Below are 21,839 nucleotides of genomic sequence, written 5' to 3' on the forward strand. Positions count from 1 at the left end.
AGAGAATTAATAATTTTTTTGAAAAAATCCTTTGATTATTGGAAAGTATGCTTATCTTTGCACCCACAATTACCGCGGATATGGCGAAATTGGTAGACGTGCCAGACTTAGGATCTGGTGCCGCAAGGCGTGTAGGTTCGAGTCCTATTATCCGCACTTAAGTAAAGCTTCTGAAGATTTTTTCAGAAGCTTTTTTGTTTTTGTGAATAATTGTATATTTTAATCTTAAATAATTATTCCAATTCCTGCATTTTTCAAGTTGCTAAATTATTTTACTAATTAGCATATCTAGTATTGATCTTTCAATTTTCAATTTAAGATCCCTATCGTTCTCATAAATTACAATTCTTTTATTATTTAAATCAAAAGGAATTTCATTAAAATTTTTTGCAATAATTAATGTTGGTTTATTTAGGGTATGAGCCACACCTAACTCGTACAACACATTAGGATTACGTCCGGTTATGTTTGCAATAATTAATCTTGATTTTACAATTTGCTTTAAAATATGTCCAAATATATCATTTGGAACATATTCTTCATCACCTCTAATACAATTTAAATTTAAATTATTGCACACTTCTCGTACCGTTTTAAAATCTGAGCGATATTGGTCATTAAAAGGAGTCAACATAAAAACTTGTTTTTCATCAATAACAAAATCAACGTTTGAAAGACCAAAATTTTTCAAAAATTCATTTTGCTTTACAGCTGGATTATTCACATTTTCAATTTCGGATCGATTTTGAGAAGAAATAACTAAATGATTTATATCTTTCCATCTATTTTCATTTTCTTCCAATTTTCTACTTACATCATATAATTGCAATTCTAAATTTTTCCTCACATATTCGAGTTCAACCATTTTTGCCTCATAATCATATCTTTCCATTAAAGACTTTTGAGATCTATACCTAACATATAACATAACTGCAAGTAGAATAGTTACAATAGAAATTGTTAGACTCATCACGGTTATTATAAAATCTTTGTTTGAAAATATATCGTTCATTATTTTTTAATAGTATTTGAAATTATAAAGAATATAATAAAAATTAAAATCGGAAGTGAAATTATTAGATTAAGGATTCCTAGCATAATAGAATATCCAAAATTTTTATTTTCAAGATGTTCTATAGAACGTCTCCAAAAAAAGATGCAAAATATTACAATAACTATGATCCCCAATAAATACAAAAAAGCAGTCTGAACATTATATAATTCCGCAATTATATAACCAGACAAAAGAGAAATTGATATAAATAAAATACTTATTGGTATCTCAAGAATAGATGTTGCAAAATTATATGCAGTAGCCCTTCTATCAATAAAGTATTTCAAAGAAAATTGTACCCCCAACAAAACTAATGGTAAAATAATTTTAAAAGGTAAACTTTTTATTAATTCCATCTAATTATTATGATTTATTGATTTAAGCTCAAATACGTCGATTGCATAATACAACAATATATAATCATTTAAAACGAGTCCGAAAAAGCAGAAATTTTTGTTTTATATATTTTCAAATATACATGTTTTTCTTACGATACAAATATATTTTTAAGATTTCTCCTTTTCACTATCTATTTAATCCTTTAAAATCAGTTTATTGTTAATCGTCTAAATTCTTCTAAGGCATAAAGCTTGATATAGATTGCAAAATCCAGCGTGCGATTCCTCGTTCCTCGGAATGACAAAATTGACGATTATGATTGGGAAGATGGATTAAAATCCATCAACCACAAAGATTTTCACCTTGACGAAAGGAGATTTTCAGCATTACCAACAGTTGTCAAATTATGAAAAAGTGCGGAAATCACTCGGAGTTTTTGTCGGTTTTGCTGTTTGGTTTCTCCTTTCGTCGAAATGAACTGTGTTTAAACACATTTTTTAATCAATCTCTAAATAAGGGTCTAGAACTTCTGCTAGTTTATTGAGCCAGTAAAAACTATCTTCAATATTCTTTATTTCAGATTCTACCGTTTCGCATCCTCGCATTGCGCATAACGAAAGCGTGTAATTTACTTGACGAATGGTTTTTGCCATATCATCTGATTCTATAACATCAGTAAAAAAATCTTTTAATCTGGTTTCAACTTCTTTTGAATACGAATATGTAGCCATTATCTTATTTTTTAAAGTTTTCAAATATAATACTTTTGAACACATAAATGTGACCTGAGCAAAAATAAATCTTAGGAATTTTGAAATATGGATATTTCACAGGAAACTTTTATTGCAAATCTTGGCGTTCACATTAGACAATTACGAGAAAAGAAAGGCATGTCGCAGCAAGATTTAGCTGATGACTGTGAAATCCGTAAAACTCAAATAGGTAGAATCGAAAGAGCTGAAATAAATACCACCATAAAAACTCTTATAAAAATCGCCAATGCTTTAGATGTTGAACCTAAAGAATTGCTGGATTTCCCCTTGAAATAATTTTCAACTCAAGTATTCCTTCAAACGTAAAAAGCTCTTTTTACAACTTTTCAAAACAAAAAAAACACAACTGCATATTTTTATATTGGTTTGGATCGTTATTTTTACTTTTATAAACTATCAACCAAATTAGCTTTCAATTATGTTCCAAAAATCAGCTTTCGCAATTCTTCTTGTTCTCCTATTAAATTCTTGCGTTGTGCAGCGAAAAAGCTTGGAAATGCAGGACTGGTATGCATTTACCAAATCAAATACTGCCAGACAAGAACCTTCAAAAGTTTATGAATTCACAGACGGAATGATTCGCATGTATGGAGAAGATCCGAGTTGTTTGATGACCAAAGAAAGCTATAAAAACTTTGAACTGGAATTGGAGTACAGATGGAACATGGAAGAGAAATACAAAATGAAAGGCGTAAAAAACAGCGGTGTGATGTATAATATTCCGTTAGATGCTTCAGACAGAATTTGGCCAAAGGGAATTCAGTTTCAAATCAAAGAAAAAACTACCGGCGATTTAATCTTTTTGGATCAAGTAACGGCTAAAGTAAATGGAAAACCAATTGAAGCCGGCGCAAGTGTCGTTTCGCCTAAATTTTTGGAAAATGAGAAACCGTATGGCGAATGGAATGTGGTTGTAATTAAATCCTTAAACGGAAAAATCACGCAATATTTAAACGGAAAATTGGTAAACGAATGCACCGAAGCTTCGGCAACGGAAGGTAAAATCTCTTTAAACTACGAGCGTTCGCCAATTGATTTCAGAAACATCACAATAAAAAATATTTCGAAATAATGTTTAAATAGAAAATTCTTCCCAATTTTACGCAACCTTTTTGATATTCAAACATCTACTAAAAAAAGATTGTTATGAAAAAATTGATTTGCTTATTGATTTTAACTTTAGGAATTCTTGGCTGTTCGTCTGATGAAGATGATAATGGAGCTGTATTTGAAAAAATAACTACTGATGCTCCCTCGATAGGCTTAAGCAATATTTCTTTTATCAATAAAAACCAAGGAATAATTTGCGGTGGCTTTGGCTATTTAGCAAAAACTAATGACGGCGGAAGAACATGGACTAAATTAAATGTAGGAACTAATCAAACATTTATGAGTGCTTTTATGCTAAATGAACAGAATTTTTATACCGCAAGACTCGAAATGTTTGCTACTACAAATTCGGGCACTACGTTCAAGAAAATTGAGAGCCTGCCAAGTACTTCAACCATTTTTGCAATTCAATTTTTTAATTCAACTACAGGAGTAATAATACGCGGTGGTTCGCTTTTAAAATCAAGCGATTCTGGAAATACTTGGACAGCAATAAATAATGACTTGAATTTATTAAATGATTTACAACAAACCTCCGCTTTGGTAGGATATGCTTCGGGCGGATATACTTCTGATTCTTCTGATGCAGGTCAAATTGCTAAGACTATCGATGGCGGTGAAACCTGGACTAAAACATTAGATTCAGATTCAAATCTATCAAGTTGGTTTATATCAGACAATATTGGCTACTATATCAATTCAAAAAAAGAATTATACAAAACGAGCAACGGTTCAAATAGTTGGACAAAAATAGCAAACTTGCCTACTACAGGATTATCAGTTTGTTTTACAAATGAAAATACAGGATACTTCTCAGCGTATGATGGGCAAATTTTTGAAACTAAAAATGGTGGCTTAAATTGGAAAATAGTTTACAGTTCCCCAGCTGAACAAGGAAAACCGAATGAATCGATCACGAAAATCATTGCTAAAGACGGTGCAGTATTTGCAATAGGAGGCGATGGATCTTTTTTAAGAAAAAAATAAAAACGTTTGTTTATGAAAAAATTGATTTGCTTTTTGATTTTAACTTTAGGAATTCTGGGCTGTTCTTCTGATGACGATCCAAAACCAGTTGAAGGAACGTATGAATTTATCGCTCCTTATCAAGGCAATATATACGTAGGCGGTGTTGTTGGTATTTGGAGGCGGGAGTTTAAAGTTGGAGAAACTTATAAAGGAACTGAACAAGGGCAAAATAACATAGTCATAAAAGCTGATTGCAAATCTATTGCTTCCGAGCCATGCGTTGCTGGAGACCTAGCGGTTCCGAAAGAGGTTTTAAAACTTGTAAAATAATTTGCCTCAGTTTCAAAAACAATATTTAAGTTGATTGCTAAAAACAAAGGCGAATAATTTTTACATTTACCCTTAAATACTATTCGTTACAACAATGAAGCTATCCAAAGAAAGAAAAATAGAAGTTGTTATTTTCATCTTCGCGAGCTTAATTATACTAAGCAGTTTTGTAAGTTTCAGAAGCATTCACGTGAAATTTCACAATAAAACCGGTGAAGATATTGACTCATTAGTTATTGCCGGAACTTTCATTGGATCATTAAAAAAAGACCAATCAACAGAATATATTAGCTTTAAAGAATTTGAATTTGACGGTGATTTACCGTACGAAGAAATTAGCGGAACTACCAACAATAAAAAATTAGATAAATTACATTGGAGCTGGTGTGGTACAGAAAGAAATACAAAATCTAAAGGTTCTTATATTTTTGATATTAAAAAAGCTGTGAACGACGAGGGAAATCCTAGCTTGTTTCTAGTAGCGCATAACAAGAAAATATTTTGGGAAGAAAAATAAAAAAATAGCCTTTGAAAAACTTTATAAAAACCCTTGTATTGATCTGCTTTTTAGCTGTTGGAAATTTTGCCAATGCTCAAAAAACTACTGAAAATGTATTTTTAAAAGTATCCGGAAAAGTAAAAACTCAAAAACTCTATGAGGTTCAACTTGTAAAAACCAAACCACCAAAGAAAAAACCAAACTGCCTTAACTATAAATGCAGCAATGGTTCAAAAACTTCATTTTGCAACGATGATTCAGATGAGAATTATGTTGAATTTCAAGAATTAGGCTACATTGAAAAAACAGAAATCATTGTTTTAAATAAATTTACCTACAATGAAGAATTTTACGTTTTTTTAAATAAAAAAAACTGCAATGCTTTAACCTTAGGAGGTTTTCCTTTACGAATTGAACACACAAATTCGTTTATCGTTTACAATGATCCCTCAACAGATCAAAGAAAAACGATTCAGATACTTCAAATGGAAAATGGACAACTACGTCCTTCCGGAAAAATTGTTTTCCCTGAAAAAATTAAACTTCAAAAATTTCTATGTTTAACTTTAAATGAAGTTTATATTCTTGATGAAAAGAATCAAGTTTGGAAAACGACAATTAAAAAATAAGACTTTTGCCCAAGTCATTTACTTGCAAACCAAACTTCCAAAGTCAACATTTAATTTTTGGTGTGCCCATATTTTATTTCAGTAAATATCATATTTTTGAACAATCAACACTCTAATAAACAACATATTAAACAATATTAATTTCTTTTAAATTCAATTAAAACAATATGAAAAAGCGCAAATTCTTCATTGTTATTATTGGAATTATTTTGGTTTTCTTTATTTCGAAAATGATTCGAAATTTTACCGTTGAACAGGAAATTCAAATCCTAAAATCGGAGCATTTTACTATTTGCTATAGTGGCATTTACAAGAACGATGCAGAAAAAATCCGTCAACAGCTTGAAAATAATTTTGCGAAAGTTAGAGCTGATTTAAAAGATTTGGAACATGAAACCATAAAGGTTTTCATTTATGGTTCGCAACAAAAATTCAATCAAGCAACAGGTTTAAAAGGAAATGTAAATGGAACAAGTCGCGGACCAAATGAGTTTCATTTTCTTTGGACGAATTGGTTTAATTCGGTTTTTCCTGATGATCCACTTAAAACTGCGGTACATGAATTTACACATTGTGTTCAGTTAAACATTTTAATCGACAAAGCAAAAGAAACCATCATCACGCAAGACCGACTTACTTTTGATAAGGAATTCGACAAAAAGTTTGGTTCTGAATATCCACGTTGGCTTTGGGAAGCCATCAGTATTTTCGAAGCGAAAGAAGTAAATACCTTAAGCGTAAAATATGCTAAAAGCAAAAATCTGACTTTAGCTGAACTTAACAAAAGCAATCAGATTTATAATATTGGATATACGATAATCGAATATCTTACTCAAAAATGGGGAAAAGATATTTTACCCAAATTAATTGGTTCTTTTGGGAATATCGAAAAAACATTAAACGTATCGACTGAAGAATTTGAGAAAGGTTGGAAGGCTTTTTTGGATGAGAAATATTGATTCGGCTAAAGCCTTTTAATTTTAGACATAAAAAAACTCCCGCTAAAACTAAAGGCAATTCATTTCTTTTTTAGATTTGTTTAATAATATTGTATAAAAATCATTCTTTTAGAAAATGCAGATTTCAAAATCAAAAATCATTCAATCTTCTCTTTTTATTTTATTATCCATTATCATTTTGATTAGTTTTCTAAATTTCAAAGGCTTTCATGCAAAATTCTACAATAAAACAGGAGACGACATTGACTCCTTAGTTATTGCCGGAACTTTTATTGGATCGTTAAAAAAAGGTCAATCAACAGAATATATTAGTTTTAAAGAATTTGAATTTGCTGATAACTTCCCCTACGAACAAATTAGCGGAATGATTAAAAATAAAAAGATAGTCCAAGATTACTGGAGCGATTGTGGCGAAGGAAGAGAAATAAGATCTAAAGGAACTTATTTTCTCGACTTAAAAAAAGACATAACTCTTACAGATACAACTTGTTTCTATTTAGTGGAACACAATAAAAAAATATTCTGGGAAGAAAAACAATAACCATCCCTTCAAAACCATAAAACCTCTTGGGCAAAAGAATGCAATTCACCTCGTTTGTCATTTCGACGTAAGGAGAAATCGCACGAGAAATTCCGCAAAGTGAATTCGCCAATCTGAATCGAATCCCGCGTGCGATTCTTCGTTCCTCAGAATGACAAACTTTGTGGTTACAATTATTTTTAAAAAACGGAGTTAGGAGATTCACAGGTCTAAACCCGACAGATTTTAAAAACCTGTCGGGTTTAATTATGTAAATTTCTCCTTTCACAAAAAAACCTTCGTCAAAATCTTAAACTTTGACAAAGGTCTCCTGTATAGTTTTAGAATTTGTATTTTATTTATTGGAATTTAATAATGTAATTATTTTATCCACATTCACTTCGCTATAATCATTGATATAAAAATCACATGGAGGAAGTTCTTCTTTTGTATGCGTGCTCAAAACACCAACGACTTTCATTCCGGCATTTAATCCTGCTGTAATACCCGAAAAAGAATCTTCGAAAACCACACAATCAGACGGAGAAACTCCAACACGCTCTGCTGATTTTAAATATACTTCTGGATTTGGTTTATGAAATTTCACATCTTCGCTTGACATCATCGAATCCATTTTTTGGTCGAGTTTCAAGAAATTGGCAATCAAATCTAAATTCGCACGCGGCGCCGATGTTGCAACAGCTGTCTTGAATCCGCGAGATTTTAGTTCTTCTAAAAATTGCATATAGTGCGGAATCGTTTCGACTTTGTCTTTATAAATCTCACGAAACATTCCTTCTTTTTCGTCTTCGAGTTTTGTCAATTCTTCTCCTTGAATCGGACGCTTAAAGAAATGCGACATAATGTAACTATTGTGTTTTCCGTACATATGCTCTTCAAACTCTTCATTGGTGTACGGAATATTATATTTATTGAAAAACTCTTCAAAAGCGACTACATGATGCGGATTGGTGTGGCAAATCACGCCATCCATATCAAAAATTACACATTGTTGGCTCATAATTTTATTTTGTTTTTTAAACGGGTGCAAGATAAGGCAATAAAGCGGTTATTACGTAGAGATTCATAAAGGTTTTTGCTGAGATTCGCTGAGTTTTTTAAGCAATGGATTATCAAGTATTGTTTGTCATTCCGACGAAGGAGGAATCTCCACGAGAAGCTCTACAAAGATTGGACGCTCGTTGCGGAGTTACTTGCGGAGATTCCTCCTTCGTCGGAATGACAAACTAGACGGAAATAACTTTGAGGTTCAAACTTTAAACCTGACTCGAGAGCTATGCTCGAACAGGCGAAGCAAACAAAATTATCCGATCCAAATTTTACTTTTCACCAAAGTCATCGTCTGTCTCAAATGCTGATTGCACGCAATTAGAATAATCAAAACCACTAAACCGTAACCTACAATGGTATAAATCTCCATATCAGCCAATAAAGTCGATTGTTTAGCAATTGTACCGAAAACCTTTTTCATTGCCAAAACATTGGCATTATCTGCCGAATATCCTTTGGCAATAAAACTTTGCGTTGTTGACGCAATTGTATTTTGCGCTTCTGGATTTTCTCCTGTTACGAATTGGCTTAATTTCAGGAAGTGTTTTTTATTTAAGAAAACCATTGCATTCTGCATCACACAGAAACCAATTGTGCTTCCCCAGAAACGCCCTGAAACCCCAACAATTCCAGAAGAAACCGCCATATTTGCTGGAACCGATGATGTGGTAAATAAGATGAGCGGAACAAATAAAAACCCCACACCGATTCCTTGCAAAATATAGGGAACGATAATATCGCTCAGCGCAACATCTGGCACAAATAGAAACGTAAACCAGAAGTGGAAAATAGCAATGAGCGTAAAACCAATCATAAAAATTATTTTAGTCGAAACAGATTTCATGAGGAAAAAAGCGGCCAAAACAAGTCCGATTACATTTCCTAATCCGTTGATGTATTGTACCCCTGCCACACGCGATGGATCCCAATTCCAAATGGAGAACATCGCAGCATGACAAAGACTCAACGTCGCTCTGCTGATATAGAAAAGGAAAAACAATAAAAATCCTATTCGCAGATTGGCGTATTTTATCACTTCAAAATCAAAACTTGGTCTTTTTACCAAACGTTCTTTAAAGATGAATAATCCGCCTGTGATAAGCGAAATCATCAGCATTAAAACCATTTCTGATGACTGTAACCAATATTTTTTCTCCGCATAAACAAAAAAGTAGGCACCGCAAAGAATTGAAATTAAAACCAAAAAATAACTCATCCAATCAATTTGATATAATGGGATTTTCTTTGTGATTCGGTGCCCTCTGAAAGTAACTAAGATTAAAAACACATTGAGAACCTGAAGCCCTCCCGATACATACAACATATATTTCCAGTCGTAATGATCCAGAAACCACACGGCAATATTCATAATAAACGGCGTGGACAACAACAACGAGCCATAATAAAATGAAAACCCGATGATAATGGCATTTTTAGAATTAAACTGCTCAATAAGCAATTGCCTGATTGTAATTACCGGAAGCGCCATCAAGATTCCCTCCGCAACTCTCATCAATAAAAAGACCGAAAAATTGGTTATATAAGCTGATGAAACAATCGTAATTCCGATCAAGGAATAAACCGCCATCAGATAGTTTTTCGCAGGAAAAAAACTCGAAAATCGGCTTTCTATCAAAATGGTTGCTAGCAGAGTTCCGTACGTAACGCACATTGCGAACTGCAGATCTTCTGGCTCAATATCCAGAAAACTCGCCGCATACGTTACGTTTGACGTGTAAACTCCCAATAAAATCATGGAATGCAACAAACAAACGAACAAAATAATAATGATCGCCCATTTTGGAACCCATGATTTGAATATACTTTTATCTTCCATTTTATTTGTGAGTAGCAACAACCGTAATGTTCATTCCTGCTCTTAAAAAATCGGTTTGTTTGTCTTGTTCTTTTAACTGAATTCTAACTGGAATTCTTTGTTCAATTTTCACAAAGTTTCCTGTTGCATTATCTGGCGGAAGCAACGAGAATCTCGCACCACTCGCAGGCGATAACGAAGCAATTGTTCCCACAAAAGTCTTATTATCTATTGCATCAGCTTTAATTTCTACTTCTTGCCCAACCGTTAAATATTGCAATTGTGTTTCTTTAAAATTCGCCGTAATCCATTTTTCTTTACTTACTATAGAAAGCAAAGACTGTCCTTCTTTTACCATTTGTCCTGGTTGTAAAGTTCGTTTTCCAACCCAGCCGTCATAAGGCGCTGTGATTACCGTGTACGAAAGAAATAATGCCGCATTGTCTGCAACAGCTTGTTTCGAAGCAATATTAGTCTGCGTAGTTGGAACATTCGCTTCAGCAACAGAAGTGCTTAAAGAAGCTGAATGAATTCTGTTTTTCATTTCTGAAAAATGCGCTTGAGCCGATTCGTAATCTGCTTTTACTTTTTCTAATTGCTGAGAAGTTGCCGCTTCTTCACTAACCAGAGCTTTATATCTTTCGTATTCTAATTTTGTTTTCCAAAGATTCGCTTTTGCAGCTTCTAATTGCGCTTCGTTAATTGCAGTCGCACTTGCTGTATTAATAGCATTTTTCTGAGCCACAACGCTATTTTGTTGCGCGTTTTGAACATCTGCCAAAGCCACATTCAATTTCGATTTGTATTCTCTGTTATCAATCACCACCAAAGTATCTCCTTTATGCACAAATTGGTTTTCGTCAAAACGAACTTCCTGCACATAACCTGTAATTCTCGACATAATTGGCGTAACGTATTGTTCTACCTGAGCGTCATTGGTTTCTTCGTGATTTCGGTTAAACACATAAAACCAAATTCCCAAAATAACCCCGCTTATCACCAGCGTACACGCAATAATTGTTATTAGTATATGAAACGTCTTATTTCTTTTAGTTTCATTTTTTATCTTAACCATCTTTTTATCTCTTTATCTTAGTTCTTTTTTAATTCTCCACCGGATTAACCCCGATAGCTATCGGGACGGCGCTACGATATGAAGCGTTCCTACGGAACTGAGAAACTTTACTTTTAATCTTTTCTCTCCCCGGATTGAAATCCGGCGCTACAATATGGAGCGTTACTACGTAACTGAGAAACTTTGCTTTTAATCTTTTCTCTTACTTCTTTCTTCTAACTTTTCACATTTAACTTCTAACTCTCAGGCATAATCCCCGCCGTATGCATCATTTCGTAATGTTTCAAAACAGCATCCAATCGAGTAGAAATTTTATTGTATTTCGCTTGAAGCAAAGCATTATCAGCATCAACCATTTCGGTAATTAAAACCAATTGGTTTAAGTATTTCAGCTTTACAATTCGGTAGTTTTCTTCGGCTAAATCCAAAGCTTTATCCACCACAACAAACTTCTCAAGGATTTCCTGATACTGCGTATGCTCTTTGTACAACTGATCCTGAATTTCATCTTTTATGATTTCATTCTGCATTTTCTGCGCATCGATTTTAGTACTTGCTTTTGCCACTTTCGTTTTGTTTTTATACAAAGCCGAAAGATCAAAACGCGCCTCAATACCAACTTGACCTAAAGTGTACAAGTACGGATTTGGTGGAAAGAATTTGTAGTTTGGATAATAAAAACCATAATTCCCAAAGAAATCTACGGTTGGCAGATAATTCCCTTTTACCAATTTCAATTCGGTTTTACTGATATCTAATTCTTGGCTTGCCATTCGCATTTCTTCATTCTGCATCGCCTTATTCAAATAGAAATCATAGGGATCTACGCCATTCATTTCGTCCAGACTTGCAGTCGTATCGATAGCAATTTCTTCGTTTTCCGGAATCTGAATCAACGTCTTCAGATCGTGAAGCGCTATTTTAATGTTTTTGGAATTTGTAAGCGCATTCAGCTCACGATCTGAGAGTTGTAATTCGGCACGAATAACCTCATTTTTGGTTACCGTTCCGTGTTTCTGAAGCGATTGCACTTCTTTTAATCGGTTTTTTTCTTCTTTGATGTTTTCTTCAAATATCTTTTGAAGCTCCATCATTTTATAAATCGCCAAATAGTTTGCAACAACTTCCAGTTCAATATCATTTTCTGTTTTTTCCGATTTTATTTTTGCAATTTCGTTTTCCTGATTCGCAATTTTAATCGCATTGTTAATCTTGTTTCCAACGTAAATTGGCATTTTAAAAGTTGAATTGACCTCGTAGATTTCAGGAATTGCTTTCGTAACTTCTTTTCCGTTTAAGAAACCATCTCCTTTAAATTCTGTAATGTTGGTAATTCTAGAGTACATTCCGTTCAATTGTACATCTGGCAATCTTAGTTCTTTTCTTTCTTTGATGTTTTGCTCAGCGAGCGTAATCTCCAGTTGAGATTTAAGGACTTTTTTGTTGTTTTCCTTTGCCAGTTTCATCGCTTCTTGTAAAGAAACCGTATGAACTTCCTGAGCTTGTAAACTATTGAATACTAACACCATTAGTAAAATCAATAAGCTTCTGGGAAAACAATCTTCTTTAGAGTTTGTTTTTGTAAGGAACATGAATATTTGAATATTTTATGCTGCAAAGTTCCTTCATTTTTTCCTTGGCGGAAGATTATAAAAAGTCAATAACATATTCATTTCGGACAAATGTTAAAATTTCATTTTCGAAAACGTTATATTAAAATACTGAAAAACAAACAATTAAAAGTCACGTTTGTTTCACGCAGATTTAAGGGGATTTTAGCAGAGGATGCAGATTTTTCTTTTTACTCTCGCAGATTTGGCAGATTGTGCAGATTATTAATTTAAAATCTGCACAATCTGCTTAAATCTAAACAAATCTGCGTGAAACAATCATTTTCGCATTTAAAAATCCCCTAAATCTGCGGAATCTGCGAGAGAAAATTTTAAGTGATACGATAAGAAAATCTGTCTCAATCAGCTTAAATCTGTAAAATCTGCGCGAAACAAAATCTATTTACCGCGCTCCAAAATTTCTTCTCCGTTTAAGTAATCAGAAGGTCTTTGGCCTAAAATTTTGAAAAAAGTGTTACTGAAAGTCGGAACACTATTATAACCAACTTCTAAAGCTACCTCTTTTACAGAAAGCTTTCTTTCTAATAAAAGTTCGATCGCTTTAAGGATTCTTCGAATGGTATAATATTGAATAAAAGACATCTTGAGATCTTTCTGAAACAAGCGATACAAAGAGCGTTCGCTAAAGCCAAATTCATGTGCTACATCAGCAAAGAGAATTGTTTCTCCGAGATTATTTTCGATATGTCGGAGTATTTTTCCAAGTCGTTTATCTTTTGGCTGAGGCAATTCTAAAGGTAAATTATTAGTGCATATTTGCGGAAGAATCGCTTTAATGGCTTTTGCAATCACAAAATTCGGAGTATTTTTTTTCAAATCTCCATTCCACTGATTGGTAAACATCATCATTTGAAGCAATAAATTGTTTACCGGATAAATGCCTTCGCTTTTGTAAAATTCATCTTCGTCTTTTTCAACTGGAAAATAGAGATTTCGCATCATCACGTGTTCCGACTTTGGTTCGATACTATGCTCCAATCCAGCGGGAATCCAGATAAAATGTCTTGCAGGTAAAAAATAGGATTTCGTTTCAGTCGTCACAAAAACTACATCGCCTTCCGCGTATAGCATTTGTGCTTTGTTGTGCTTATGCGTTGGAACCAATAACTCGCCCATAATATCGTGATGACAATAAATGCTTTTTTTATCGGCATCTACTTTAGTGAGATAATATTTGTCTACTTTAAATGTTCCTTGTTCCATAATATAAAGATAGGAGAATTTTAACCGCAAAGCACGCAAGGTTTTTTGCAAGGATTGCGCTTATAAACGCAAAGTTCGCAAAGCTATACGATAAAGCTTTGCGAACTTTTATAAATCTTGCTAAAAAAACCTTGCGTGCTTTGCGTAAAACTTAGCGTTCTTTGCGGTTAAACCCCACAAAGTTTACATAAAAAAATGCCTCTCGTAATGAGAGGCATTTTACAAACTTAGGCGGTCTGGACGGGACTCGAACCCGCGACCCCATGCGTGACAGGCATGTATTCTAACCAACTGAACTACCAAACCCTGCGTTATTGTGGGTGCAAAAATACAACAGAATTTCATTTCTGCAAGCGTTTTTACGAATAAAATTTGATAAATTTTTAATCGACTAAAATCCAATATTTTAAAAATTCAGGTTTTGATCAAAAAGTAAGAACTTTCTTTTATTTAACCGCAAAGTCCGCAAGGTTAAAAACACAAAGTCCGCAAAGCTTAAAAAAAACTTTGCTCCCGATGGCTATCGGGATTGCGTAAATCTTTGCGTGCTTTGCAGTAAAATCTTTGTAGAGTTACTAGCGAAGATTTCTCCTTCGTCGAAATGACAAACTGTATGATAAAATGGAATTTGCAATTTTTACCGAAATTTCGGTTTGGAATTTACCTTTTACAAAAGGTCTTAAATCAAAAAAGCCATCCACAAAAGTGGAAAGCTTTTCATTGGTCTAACTACTAAACCAGCTACGAGTTACAAAGTCGTAGCAAAACAACACAACTAATCTTAGATACCGATTTTGGGCAAAAAAGCCTTTCTGTTAAGAAAGGCTTCTCCCAATATTGCGGTCTGGACGGGACTCGAACCCGCGACCCCATGCGTGACAGGCATGTATTCTAACCAACTGAACTACCAAACCTCTGCGTTATTGCGGTTGCAAAGATATAACAGAATTTCATTTCTGCAAGCCTTTTTATAAAAAAAATTAAAAATTTGTTTAAAAAATTATCCAAAGTTTTGTTTTTCAACCAAATAAGTCGTCAATATTTTTTCAAAATTATCGCCAACATTTACCGAAACGTACTTAATTTGGTTCTTCGCGCAGGTTAAAGCCAAGTTTTTGAAATAGGCTTCCACCCTTTTTTCATATGCTGCTTTTACATTGTCGGCAAAAATTGAAACCTCTTCTCCTGATTCTAAATCAATAAATTTTCTTGGTGCATTATCAAAATCAAACTTCAATTCGGTTTGATTATCAACCACATGAAACAAAACCACCTTATGTTTGTTGTGTTTTAAATGCTGCAAAGCGTTGAATAATTTCTCGTCATCTTGTGTTTGGAACATATCCGTAAACAAAATAATCATCGAACGACGATGCATTTTCTCTGCAATTTGGTGCAGATATGTAATTGTATCGGTGGTTTTCTTTGCTTTTGGCTGTTCTAATAATTGTTCCAGTTTATTCAAAAGCATCCTGTGGTGACGATCGCTTCCTTTTTCTGGAGCATAATATTCGTAGTGATCGGAGAAAACGCTTAAACCAACAGCATCGCGCTGTTTCTTTAAAATATTCATTAAAACTGCCGAAGCCAAAACTGCAAAACCAATCTTCTTTTCATAAAAAGGCTGATTCGATTTCAGTTCCGGATAATGCATCGACGACGAATTATCTACAATAAGATGACAGCGTAAATTGGTTTCTTCTTCAAAACGTTTCGTATACAAACGATCGGTTTTGGCGAATAATTTCCAGTCGATATGTTTGGTGCTTTCGCCTGCGTTATAGACTTTATGCTCAGCAAATTCGGCCGAAAATCCATGAAACGGACTCTTGTGCATTCCGGATATAAAACCTTCCACAACCTGATTCGCCAGCATTTCAAGATGCTGAAAACTCGAGACTTTCTCTATTTCCGATTCAATTTTCATTCGGTTTCTTTTTTAATATTTTGCGCTTTATAAAGCAAATCGGTCGCCATGAACAACTTGCGTTTCAAGATCGGACTAAAATTAGGATTTTCTTTTAAGAAACGCTGTACTTCATCAAAAGCATATTTCGATGAATATCTTCCAACGGTATTATCCAACCAATCTTTCGGAAAGAAAATATCTCCCGTGCGCTGGATTTCCTCAACCAAATCTAGTGAAAATCTAATATATTTTTGCGCACTTTCCTGACGAAGTGGATGATTTACATTTGCCAAACCAACAGAAACCCAAGATTCTTTCTCGCGATTCGCATCGTCTTTTAAAGATTCTATAAACGCAGATCGAACCGATTCGTCTTTTGATAAAGAAGGAAGCAAAAATTCAAAACGCTTCTTTTTATCTGGATTTGTGATTGTTGTTCTTGTTTTTTCCAAAATTTCGTCGGCTTTTTCATGTTTGAAAATCGCCAAATTCATTGCAATATTGGTATAATCATCTTCGTTTAACTTCAAATTTTGAATCACAATTTCTTTATTCCAAATCTGATATAATTTGGCTTTCGCCGAATTAGAATATGCAATTGAACTAAACAATCCGAATAACGTCTTTTTAATATTGGCCGATGAATTGGTTTGCAAACGAGCAAATAAAACATCTTCAAGTTGTTTCTGAACTTTGTTTTGCTGTTTTTCCGAAAAGAATCTCCAATAAATAGTATTCAAATTAGCAGATGCAATTCGTAAAACCAATTCATTTTCCTCACTCTGAATTCCCTTAAAGAAACAATCAAAAGCTTTTTCTGGAGTAACGTTTCCAATCAATGTATTTTCATAAAGATTACTATAAGCCGAAGCTCGTGCAACCTCATCTTTTAAACTTGAAATTACATTTAAATTATTCCCGTCAAGCGGAAAAACACCATATCCAAAACCATTATAATTGTAAATAAAAGCAAGCGGTTTTTCGAGCCCAACAGCATCTTTAATAATCAGGTTTTTATCTGTAACATTTGCCGTCAACACTTTTACATCATTGGCATAAACTAAACCAATTTGAAAAATCTGAGGCCAAACATTATTCGATTTATCTTCTGCTTTTTGAAAAACTTCAAACTTTTTGATTCGGTTTTGAGCATTGTATTCTATTTTATCCGAGAAAATCGCCCTTCCCGATTTGTTTACCCAAACTTCGCTCCATTTCTTCATATCTAGAGGCGTTTCAGCATCCAGAATTTCCACCAAATTATTCCAATCGGCATTGTCGTTGGCGTATTTCTCGATGTATTTTTGGATTCCTTTTTGAAAAGCATCTTTTCCCATTGAAGCTTCCAACTGACGCATCATAATTGGGGCTTTGTTGTAAATCATCGCGCCATAAAGCGAACCTGCATCTTTTAAATTTGCCAAATGTTGTCGTATTGGATGTGTTCCTAAAGAGCGATCTTCCGCGTAAGCGCTGGCATAATGCGTACTAAAAAACTGCAGATTATGATTGATTTTCGGGAAAATCGGATTCATGATTTTGTCTGCCATGAAATTGGCGAAAACCTCTTTCATCCAAACATCATCAAACCATTTCATCGTGACCAAATCGCCAAACCACATGTGCGAGGTTTCATGCGCGATAAGTTTTGCTCGGTTTAATTTTTCGCTGTCGGTTGCGCTGTTGTCCAAAAACAAAGTTGATTCACGGTACTGAATTGCCCCAACATGCTCCATTCCGCCATATTGAAAAACCGGAATCGAAGCAAAATCCAACTTCTGAAAAGGGAATTTACGATTGGTATATTTTTCTAAAAAGTCCAACGATTGTTGGTGTAGATTGAAAATCGTATCGGTACTTGTTTTTATTTTTTCAGGATTATTTTCACGGTATAAAAACGTCATTTCTAAACCTGGTTTCTGTGTAACACTTTTAAATTTTCCTGCTACAAATGAAAACAAATACGTACTCATTTTATCCGATTCTCCGAAAGTATAGCTCGTAAAATCACCTTTTTCAACTTTCTCTTTTACATCGGCTCCGGCCAAAACGGACCAATCTTTTGGTACAGAAAGCGTTAATTTATATGTCGCTTTTATATCTGGTTGGTCAAAACATGGAAATAAAGTGCTCGCTCGGTCTGGAACTAATAAAGTGTACAGAAAATCATCGTTTCGATTTAAAGAAAGATTCCCTGCGATAAACGAAATTGAAACCGAGTTTTTCCCCGAAATCAAATTTTCAGCAGGAATAACAATATGTCCATTTTCATGAACGATTCCAACATTTTTCCCATTTGCAGAAACTGATTTTATGTTTGTTGTTTTCTCTTTAAAATCTAAAACCAGAGGTTTGCTTAAATCTGATAAAACCAGATTAACCGTCAAACTTGAATTGATATCTTCGCTTTTTTGTTTCGGAATTTCAAAAGACAATTGGTACTGAACATTAGAAATCTGTTGCTTACGAAATTGCGCCAATTGCTCCGAAACGCCGTTTTCGACAATAAAATTTCCATTTTGTTTCGATTGAGAAAAACCGATAGTTGTGATTATAAAAAAGGCAAGAAAGCAGTAAAAAATTTTCATTTTTAAGAGAATATAAGATTCGTAAAAATAAAAAAAAGGATTGGTTTTAGCTATGAAGCGAAACAAATCTATGCGCTAAATTTTTCACGCAGATTTTAAAAGATTTAAGCAGATACACACAGATTCCAATAATCAAAATCTAAAATAAATCTGCTACAATCTGCTAAATCTGCGTGAAACAATTATTATAATTCATGGCGAATACAAATAAAAAAGGCTTGACTTTCGCCAAACCTTTTTTATATAAATCATAATCTTACGATTACAACAAAGCGTCTAAACTATCTGCGTAGGTTTGTTTTGGAGCAACTCCAACTTGTTTCCCTACTACTTCACCGTTATGAAACACCAAAACGGTTGGTATGTTACGCACACCATATTTTGCAGCAAATTCTTGGTTAGCATCTACATCTACTTTACCAACAACTACTTTACCTGCGTACTCGTCGCTTAATTGGTCAATGATTGGACCAACCATTCTACAAGGACCACACCATGCTGCCCAAAAATCTACCATTACTGGTTTATCTGACTTTAAAACTACTTCATCAAAAGTAGCATCTGTTATTGCTAATGCCATAATAATTTATCTTTTAAATGTTATTTCAGCTTTTGTCTCGAAAGACTTTTTTTTGTTATTTCTTAAACTGAGGTACAAAGTTAGAAATTAAAAACCAATGATACACCATTCATAAATTAGTTTTGATTATAAAAGTATTGTAAATAATTATATCATAAAAAACACTTTCATTTCCCAAACTCAACAACGCATTAATTTGAAAATCAATTTATTATTGTAATTGTTTTTTCGCTATCTTTAGTTGACCATTTAAAATTTATCCTATGAAAGAAACTCTACATCGCATGAAAGTCTTTTTCCAATCGGCTGGTTTTAAAAAATATGCCAAACGTTTTGGATTTTTTATTTTAGGATTAATAGCACTTCTTTTAATTGCCTGTGGGGGTTTGTCCATTTACTTCAACCGAAATAAAGCGGAAATAATTGCTAAAGTAAACACGAAAATCAATGACAATATTAACGGCAAATTTCATATTGGCGATTTTCATTACAAGTTTTTAACCGGCTTTCCCAATTTTACTTTGGCGCTAAAAGATGTAGAGATAAAAGACAATCAATGGGAAAAACACAAACATACTTTATTGAAAGCACAGGAAATCGAAGTGCGATTAAACATTATAAGTTTACTTCAAAAAGAAATCAACATTCATAAAGTCCTGATTAACGACGCGCAAATTTATATTTACAAAGCGGCAGACGGCTATTCGAACTCTAATATTTTTAAGCCGAAAAAGAAAAAAACGCCCGAAAATAAAGAGAAACCTGAAACCACGATCGATCAAATTGACTTGAACAATGTTCGCTTCACGATAGACAATTTAGTCGGACATAAATTGTTTGATTTTGAAGTCGCCAGCTTAAAATCAAAAGTAGATTATGACGACGATAATTGGCAGACCGATCTTTTCTTGGATACTCAAATTAACAGTTTAGCTTTTAATACCGTGCACGGGAGTTTTGCCAAACAAAAACAGCTAAAAGGAACTTTACATGTTGTTTATTCTTCGGACAAGCAAAAAATTGATGTCAAAACAGACGGCCTAAAAATTGGAACCGATTCGTTTGATATTGTTGCTTTTTTCAATATTGCCAAAAACAATTCTTTGTTCGGAATCAATATTGGAACCACCATTTTATGGCAAAATGCATCTAATTTATTGTCCGGAAATATCAGCTCAAAATTAGACCGATTCAATCTGAAAAAACCAATCGACGTGAATTGCGACATTAAAGGCGACTTGAATGCTGCAGGAGATCCTAGGATTGTGGTTCAAGCCATTATCAAAGACAATGAATTGAGCATTCCTGATGGGCAACTTAACGATTGTAATTTTAAAGGAATTTTTACCAATAATTTCAAGCCGAAAGAAGGTTGTAGCGATGCTAACTCGGCTGTAATTTTGACTCGATTTTCGACGACTTATCAAAATATTCCTTTGAAAATTCCGCAATTGTCAATCAACAATCTTGAAAAACCATTGGCAACTGGAACTGTCCATTCTGATTTTGATGTCAGCAAACTTAATGAAATCAGCAACGACAAATGGATTCAGTTTTCAGAAGGACACGCGACAGCCAATTTAGATTTTCAATTTGACATTGTTGATTTATACATCAATAAGCCGAAATTCATTGGAAATGTAAATGTGACGAATACTTCATTTTATTTTATTCCGAAAAATGTGCATGCCGAAAAAGTAAATGTGCAACTTGAGTTCACGCAAGAAGCATTATTAATCAAAAAAATCGCTTACAAACACAAAAAGAACACGATTTTTATTGAAGGAAAAATTGATAATTTCCTCAATCTCTATTATGATGCGCCTGAAAAAATGGTCGTAAACTGGAAAATCTATTGTCCAAATATTGATGTCAGACAGTTTTTAGGTGTTATGGCTGCTTCAAAAAAAGAAAAACCTGTTGCAACAACGGCAAAAAAACCGACCATGTCTCATCATTTGCGATCTGTAATCGAAAAATGTTCGGTGGTAATTGACATCAAGGCTGATAAAATAGTCTACAACAAACTGACCGCAACAAATACCACAGCAACTATTCAGATGATTAATTCAAAATTGGTTATCAAAAATGGAGCATTGAAAACTTCAGGCGGAAGCATAAATTTTAATGCCGAGATTTCGCCAAGTGGAAAAAATTTCGCTTTTGGTTCAAATGCACAAGTAAATCAAGTTGATATTGCTAGTTTTTTAAGGTCGTTCAATAACTTCGGAATCAAATCTTTTACGCCAAATAACATTCGCGGAAAATTGTCCAGCAATGCCAATGTTACCGGTTTCATGAACAGCAACGGCGAATTGATTACAAATTCTACGCATGGAAGTCTGACTTTCAATGTCACTCAAGGTGCTTTGATCAAATTTGAGCCTATTATGAAAGTGGGTAAATACGCATTCCCATTTCGCGATGTTGAAAATATAACTTTTAGTGATTTATCTGGCGATTTCAAACTTCGTGGCGAAATGGTCGATGTCAACAAACTGACCATAAGTTCGAGTGTTTTAAATCTTGATGCAAAAGGCGTTTATTCCTTCGGTCGCGGAACAAATCTAGCACTTACAATTCCGCTTCGAAATTCTAAAGACGATGCCAAACTCGCCACAAAAGCCGAACGTGATGCTGTGCGTGAAAAAGGAATTGTGTTGCATTTAGTGGCAGTGGAAGAAAATGGGAAGATGAAAATTAAGCGTGGGAAAAAAGATAAGGAGAAAGAAAAGACTAAATAGTTTTTAGAATTATAATAAGGAGCTGATTCCTGCTGTCCTT

20 protein-coding genes and 3 tRNA genes are annotated in these 21,839 nt (G+C 33.9%); 10 read left to right on the forward strand and 13 right to left on the reverse strand.

Annotated elements, in window-relative coordinates; all coding sequences use genetic code 11:
* Positions 1–74: 74 nt before the first annotated feature.
* Positions 75–156, forward strand: a tRNA-Leu gene (locus AAYQ19_RS10485).
* 106 nt (positions 157–262) lie between these two features.
* On the opposite strand, the gene AAYQ19_RS10490 is transcribed toward AAYQ19_RS10485, so the two are convergent.
* The 3 genes from AAYQ19_RS10490 to AAYQ19_RS10500 form a co-directional block, all read right to left on the reverse strand.
* Complete coding sequence (locus tag AAYQ19_RS10490; protein WP_343536179.1) at positions 263–1,012, reverse strand: hypothetical protein; 750 nt, start codon at positions 1,010–1,012, stop codon at positions 263–265.
* Entirely contained in the window at positions 1,012–1,410 is a 399-nt protein-coding gene (locus AAYQ19_RS10495) for a hypothetical protein (protein ID WP_343536180.1), read from the reverse strand. Before AAYQ19_RS10495 ends, AAYQ19_RS10490 begins: the two co-directional genes overlap by 1 nt.
* 480 nt (positions 1,411–1,890) lie before the next feature.
* Complete coding sequence (locus tag AAYQ19_RS10500; RefSeq protein ID WP_343536181.1) at positions 1,891–2,124, reverse strand: hypothetical protein; 234 nt, start codon at positions 2,122–2,124, stop codon at positions 1,891–1,893.
* A gap of 87 nt (positions 2,125–2,211) precedes the next feature.
* On the opposite strand from AAYQ19_RS10500, the gene AAYQ19_RS10505 reads away from it, so the two are divergent.
* The 8 genes from AAYQ19_RS10505 to AAYQ19_RS10540 all read left to right on the forward strand — a co-directional run bounded on the left by AAYQ19_RS10505 (position 2,212) and on the right by AAYQ19_RS10540 (position 7,203).
* On the forward strand, positions 2,212–2,442 hold the full coding sequence (locus tag AAYQ19_RS10505; protein WP_343536182.1) for a helix-turn-helix domain-containing protein: 231 nt from the start codon (positions 2,212–2,214) through the stop codon (positions 2,440–2,442).
* Positions 2,443–2,662: 220 nt separating this feature from the next.
* Positions 2,663–3,238: a 3-keto-disaccharide hydrolase gene (locus AAYQ19_RS10510; RefSeq protein WP_343536183.1), complete on the forward strand. Its 576-nt coding sequence runs from the start codon at positions 2,663–2,665 to the stop codon at positions 3,236–3,238.
* Between the two features lie 74 nt (positions 3,239–3,312).
* Complete coding sequence (locus tag AAYQ19_RS10515; RefSeq protein ID WP_343536185.1) at positions 3,313–4,263, forward strand: WD40/YVTN/BNR-like repeat-containing protein; 951 nt, start codon at positions 3,313–3,315, stop codon at positions 4,261–4,263.
* Positions 4,264–4,275: 12 nt separating this feature from the next.
* Positions 4,276–4,575 carry a hypothetical protein gene (locus tag AAYQ19_RS10520; RefSeq protein WP_343536186.1) on the forward strand — a complete coding sequence of 100 codons (300 nt, stop codon included), beginning with the start codon at positions 4,276–4,278 and terminating at the stop codon, positions 4,573–4,575.
* A 94-nt stretch (positions 4,576–4,669) separates the two neighbouring features.
* Positions 4,670–5,092 carry a hypothetical protein gene (locus tag AAYQ19_RS10525; protein ID WP_343536187.1) on the forward strand — a complete coding sequence of 141 codons (423 nt, stop codon included), beginning with the start codon at positions 4,670–4,672 and terminating at the stop codon, positions 5,090–5,092.
* An 11-nt stretch (positions 5,093–5,103) separates the two neighbouring features.
* Positions 5,104–5,703, forward strand: coding sequence for a hypothetical protein (locus AAYQ19_RS10530; RefSeq protein WP_343536188.1), 600 nt, complete (start codon positions 5,104–5,106; stop codon positions 5,701–5,703).
* A gap of 167 nt (positions 5,704–5,870) precedes the next feature.
* Entirely contained in the window at positions 5,871–6,662 is a 792-nt protein-coding gene (locus tag AAYQ19_RS10535) for a hypothetical protein (protein ID WP_343536190.1), read from the forward strand.
* Between the two features lie 115 nt (positions 6,663–6,777).
* Positions 6,778–7,203: a hypothetical protein gene (locus AAYQ19_RS10540; RefSeq protein ID WP_343536191.1), complete on the forward strand. Its 426-nt coding sequence runs from the start codon at positions 6,778–6,780 to the stop codon at positions 7,201–7,203.
* Between the two features lie 334 nt (positions 7,204–7,537).
* Here AAYQ19_RS10540 and AAYQ19_RS10545 read toward each other — a convergent pair whose 3' ends face one another.
* From AAYQ19_RS10545 to trxA, 10 genes are all read right to left on the reverse strand, one after another.
* On the reverse strand, positions 7,538–8,203 hold the full coding sequence (locus AAYQ19_RS10545) for an HAD family hydrolase (protein ID WP_343536192.1): 666 nt from the start codon (positions 8,201–8,203) through the stop codon (positions 7,538–7,540).
* Positions 8,204–8,506: 303 nt separating this feature from the next.
* The gene (locus AAYQ19_RS10550; protein ID WP_343536193.1) at positions 8,507–10,090 is read right to left on the reverse strand and encodes an efflux MFS transporter permease; all 1,584 of its coding nucleotides are present in this window, start codon (positions 10,088–10,090) and stop codon (positions 8,507–8,509) included.
* A 1-nt stretch (position 10,091) separates the two neighbouring features.
* Complete coding sequence (locus tag AAYQ19_RS10555; protein ID WP_343536194.1) at positions 10,092–11,144, reverse strand: HlyD family secretion protein; 1,053 nt, start codon at positions 11,142–11,144, stop codon at positions 10,092–10,094.
* Between the two features lie 236 nt (positions 11,145–11,380).
* Complete coding sequence (locus AAYQ19_RS10560) at positions 11,381–12,673, reverse strand: TolC family protein (RefSeq protein WP_343536196.1); 1,293 nt, start codon at positions 12,671–12,673, stop codon at positions 11,381–11,383.
* A gap of 480 nt (positions 12,674–13,153) precedes the next feature.
* On the reverse strand, positions 13,154–13,978 hold the full coding sequence (locus AAYQ19_RS10565) for a helix-turn-helix transcriptional regulator (RefSeq protein WP_343536198.1): 825 nt from the start codon (positions 13,976–13,978) through the stop codon (positions 13,154–13,156).
* Between the two features lie 232 nt (positions 13,979–14,210).
* A tRNA-Asp gene (locus AAYQ19_RS10570) sits at positions 14,211–14,284 on the reverse strand.
* A 534-nt stretch (positions 14,285–14,818) separates the two neighbouring features.
* A tRNA-Asp gene (locus AAYQ19_RS10575) sits at positions 14,819–14,892 on the reverse strand.
* 86 nt (positions 14,893–14,978) lie between these two features.
* Positions 14,979–15,905 carry a DUF58 domain-containing protein gene (locus tag AAYQ19_RS10580; protein ID WP_343536199.1) on the reverse strand — a complete coding sequence of 309 codons (927 nt, stop codon included), beginning with the start codon at positions 15,903–15,905 and terminating at the stop codon, positions 14,979–14,981.
* On the reverse strand, positions 15,902–18,475 hold the full coding sequence (locus tag AAYQ19_RS10585; protein WP_343536200.1) for a M1 family aminopeptidase: 2,574 nt from the start codon (positions 18,473–18,475) through the stop codon (positions 15,902–15,904). Before AAYQ19_RS10585 ends, AAYQ19_RS10580 begins: the two co-directional genes overlap by 4 nt.
* Before the next feature lie 262 nt (positions 18,476–18,737).
* Positions 18,738–19,055, reverse strand: coding sequence for a thioredoxin (gene trxA / locus AAYQ19_RS10590; protein ID WP_012023423.1), 318 nt, complete (start codon positions 19,053–19,055; stop codon positions 18,738–18,740).
* 263 nt (positions 19,056–19,318) lie between these two features.
* On the opposite strand from trxA, the gene AAYQ19_RS10595 reads away from it, so the two are divergent.
* Entirely contained in the window at positions 19,319–21,799 is a 2,481-nt protein-coding gene (locus AAYQ19_RS10595) for an AsmA family protein (protein ID WP_343536202.1), read from the forward strand.
* The last annotated feature ends 40 nt before the right edge of the window (positions 21,800–21,839 follow it).

The organism is Flavobacterium mesophilum (assembly GCF_039581405.1).
GTDB lineage: Bacteria > Bacteroidota > Bacteroidia > Flavobacteriales > Flavobacteriaceae > Flavobacterium.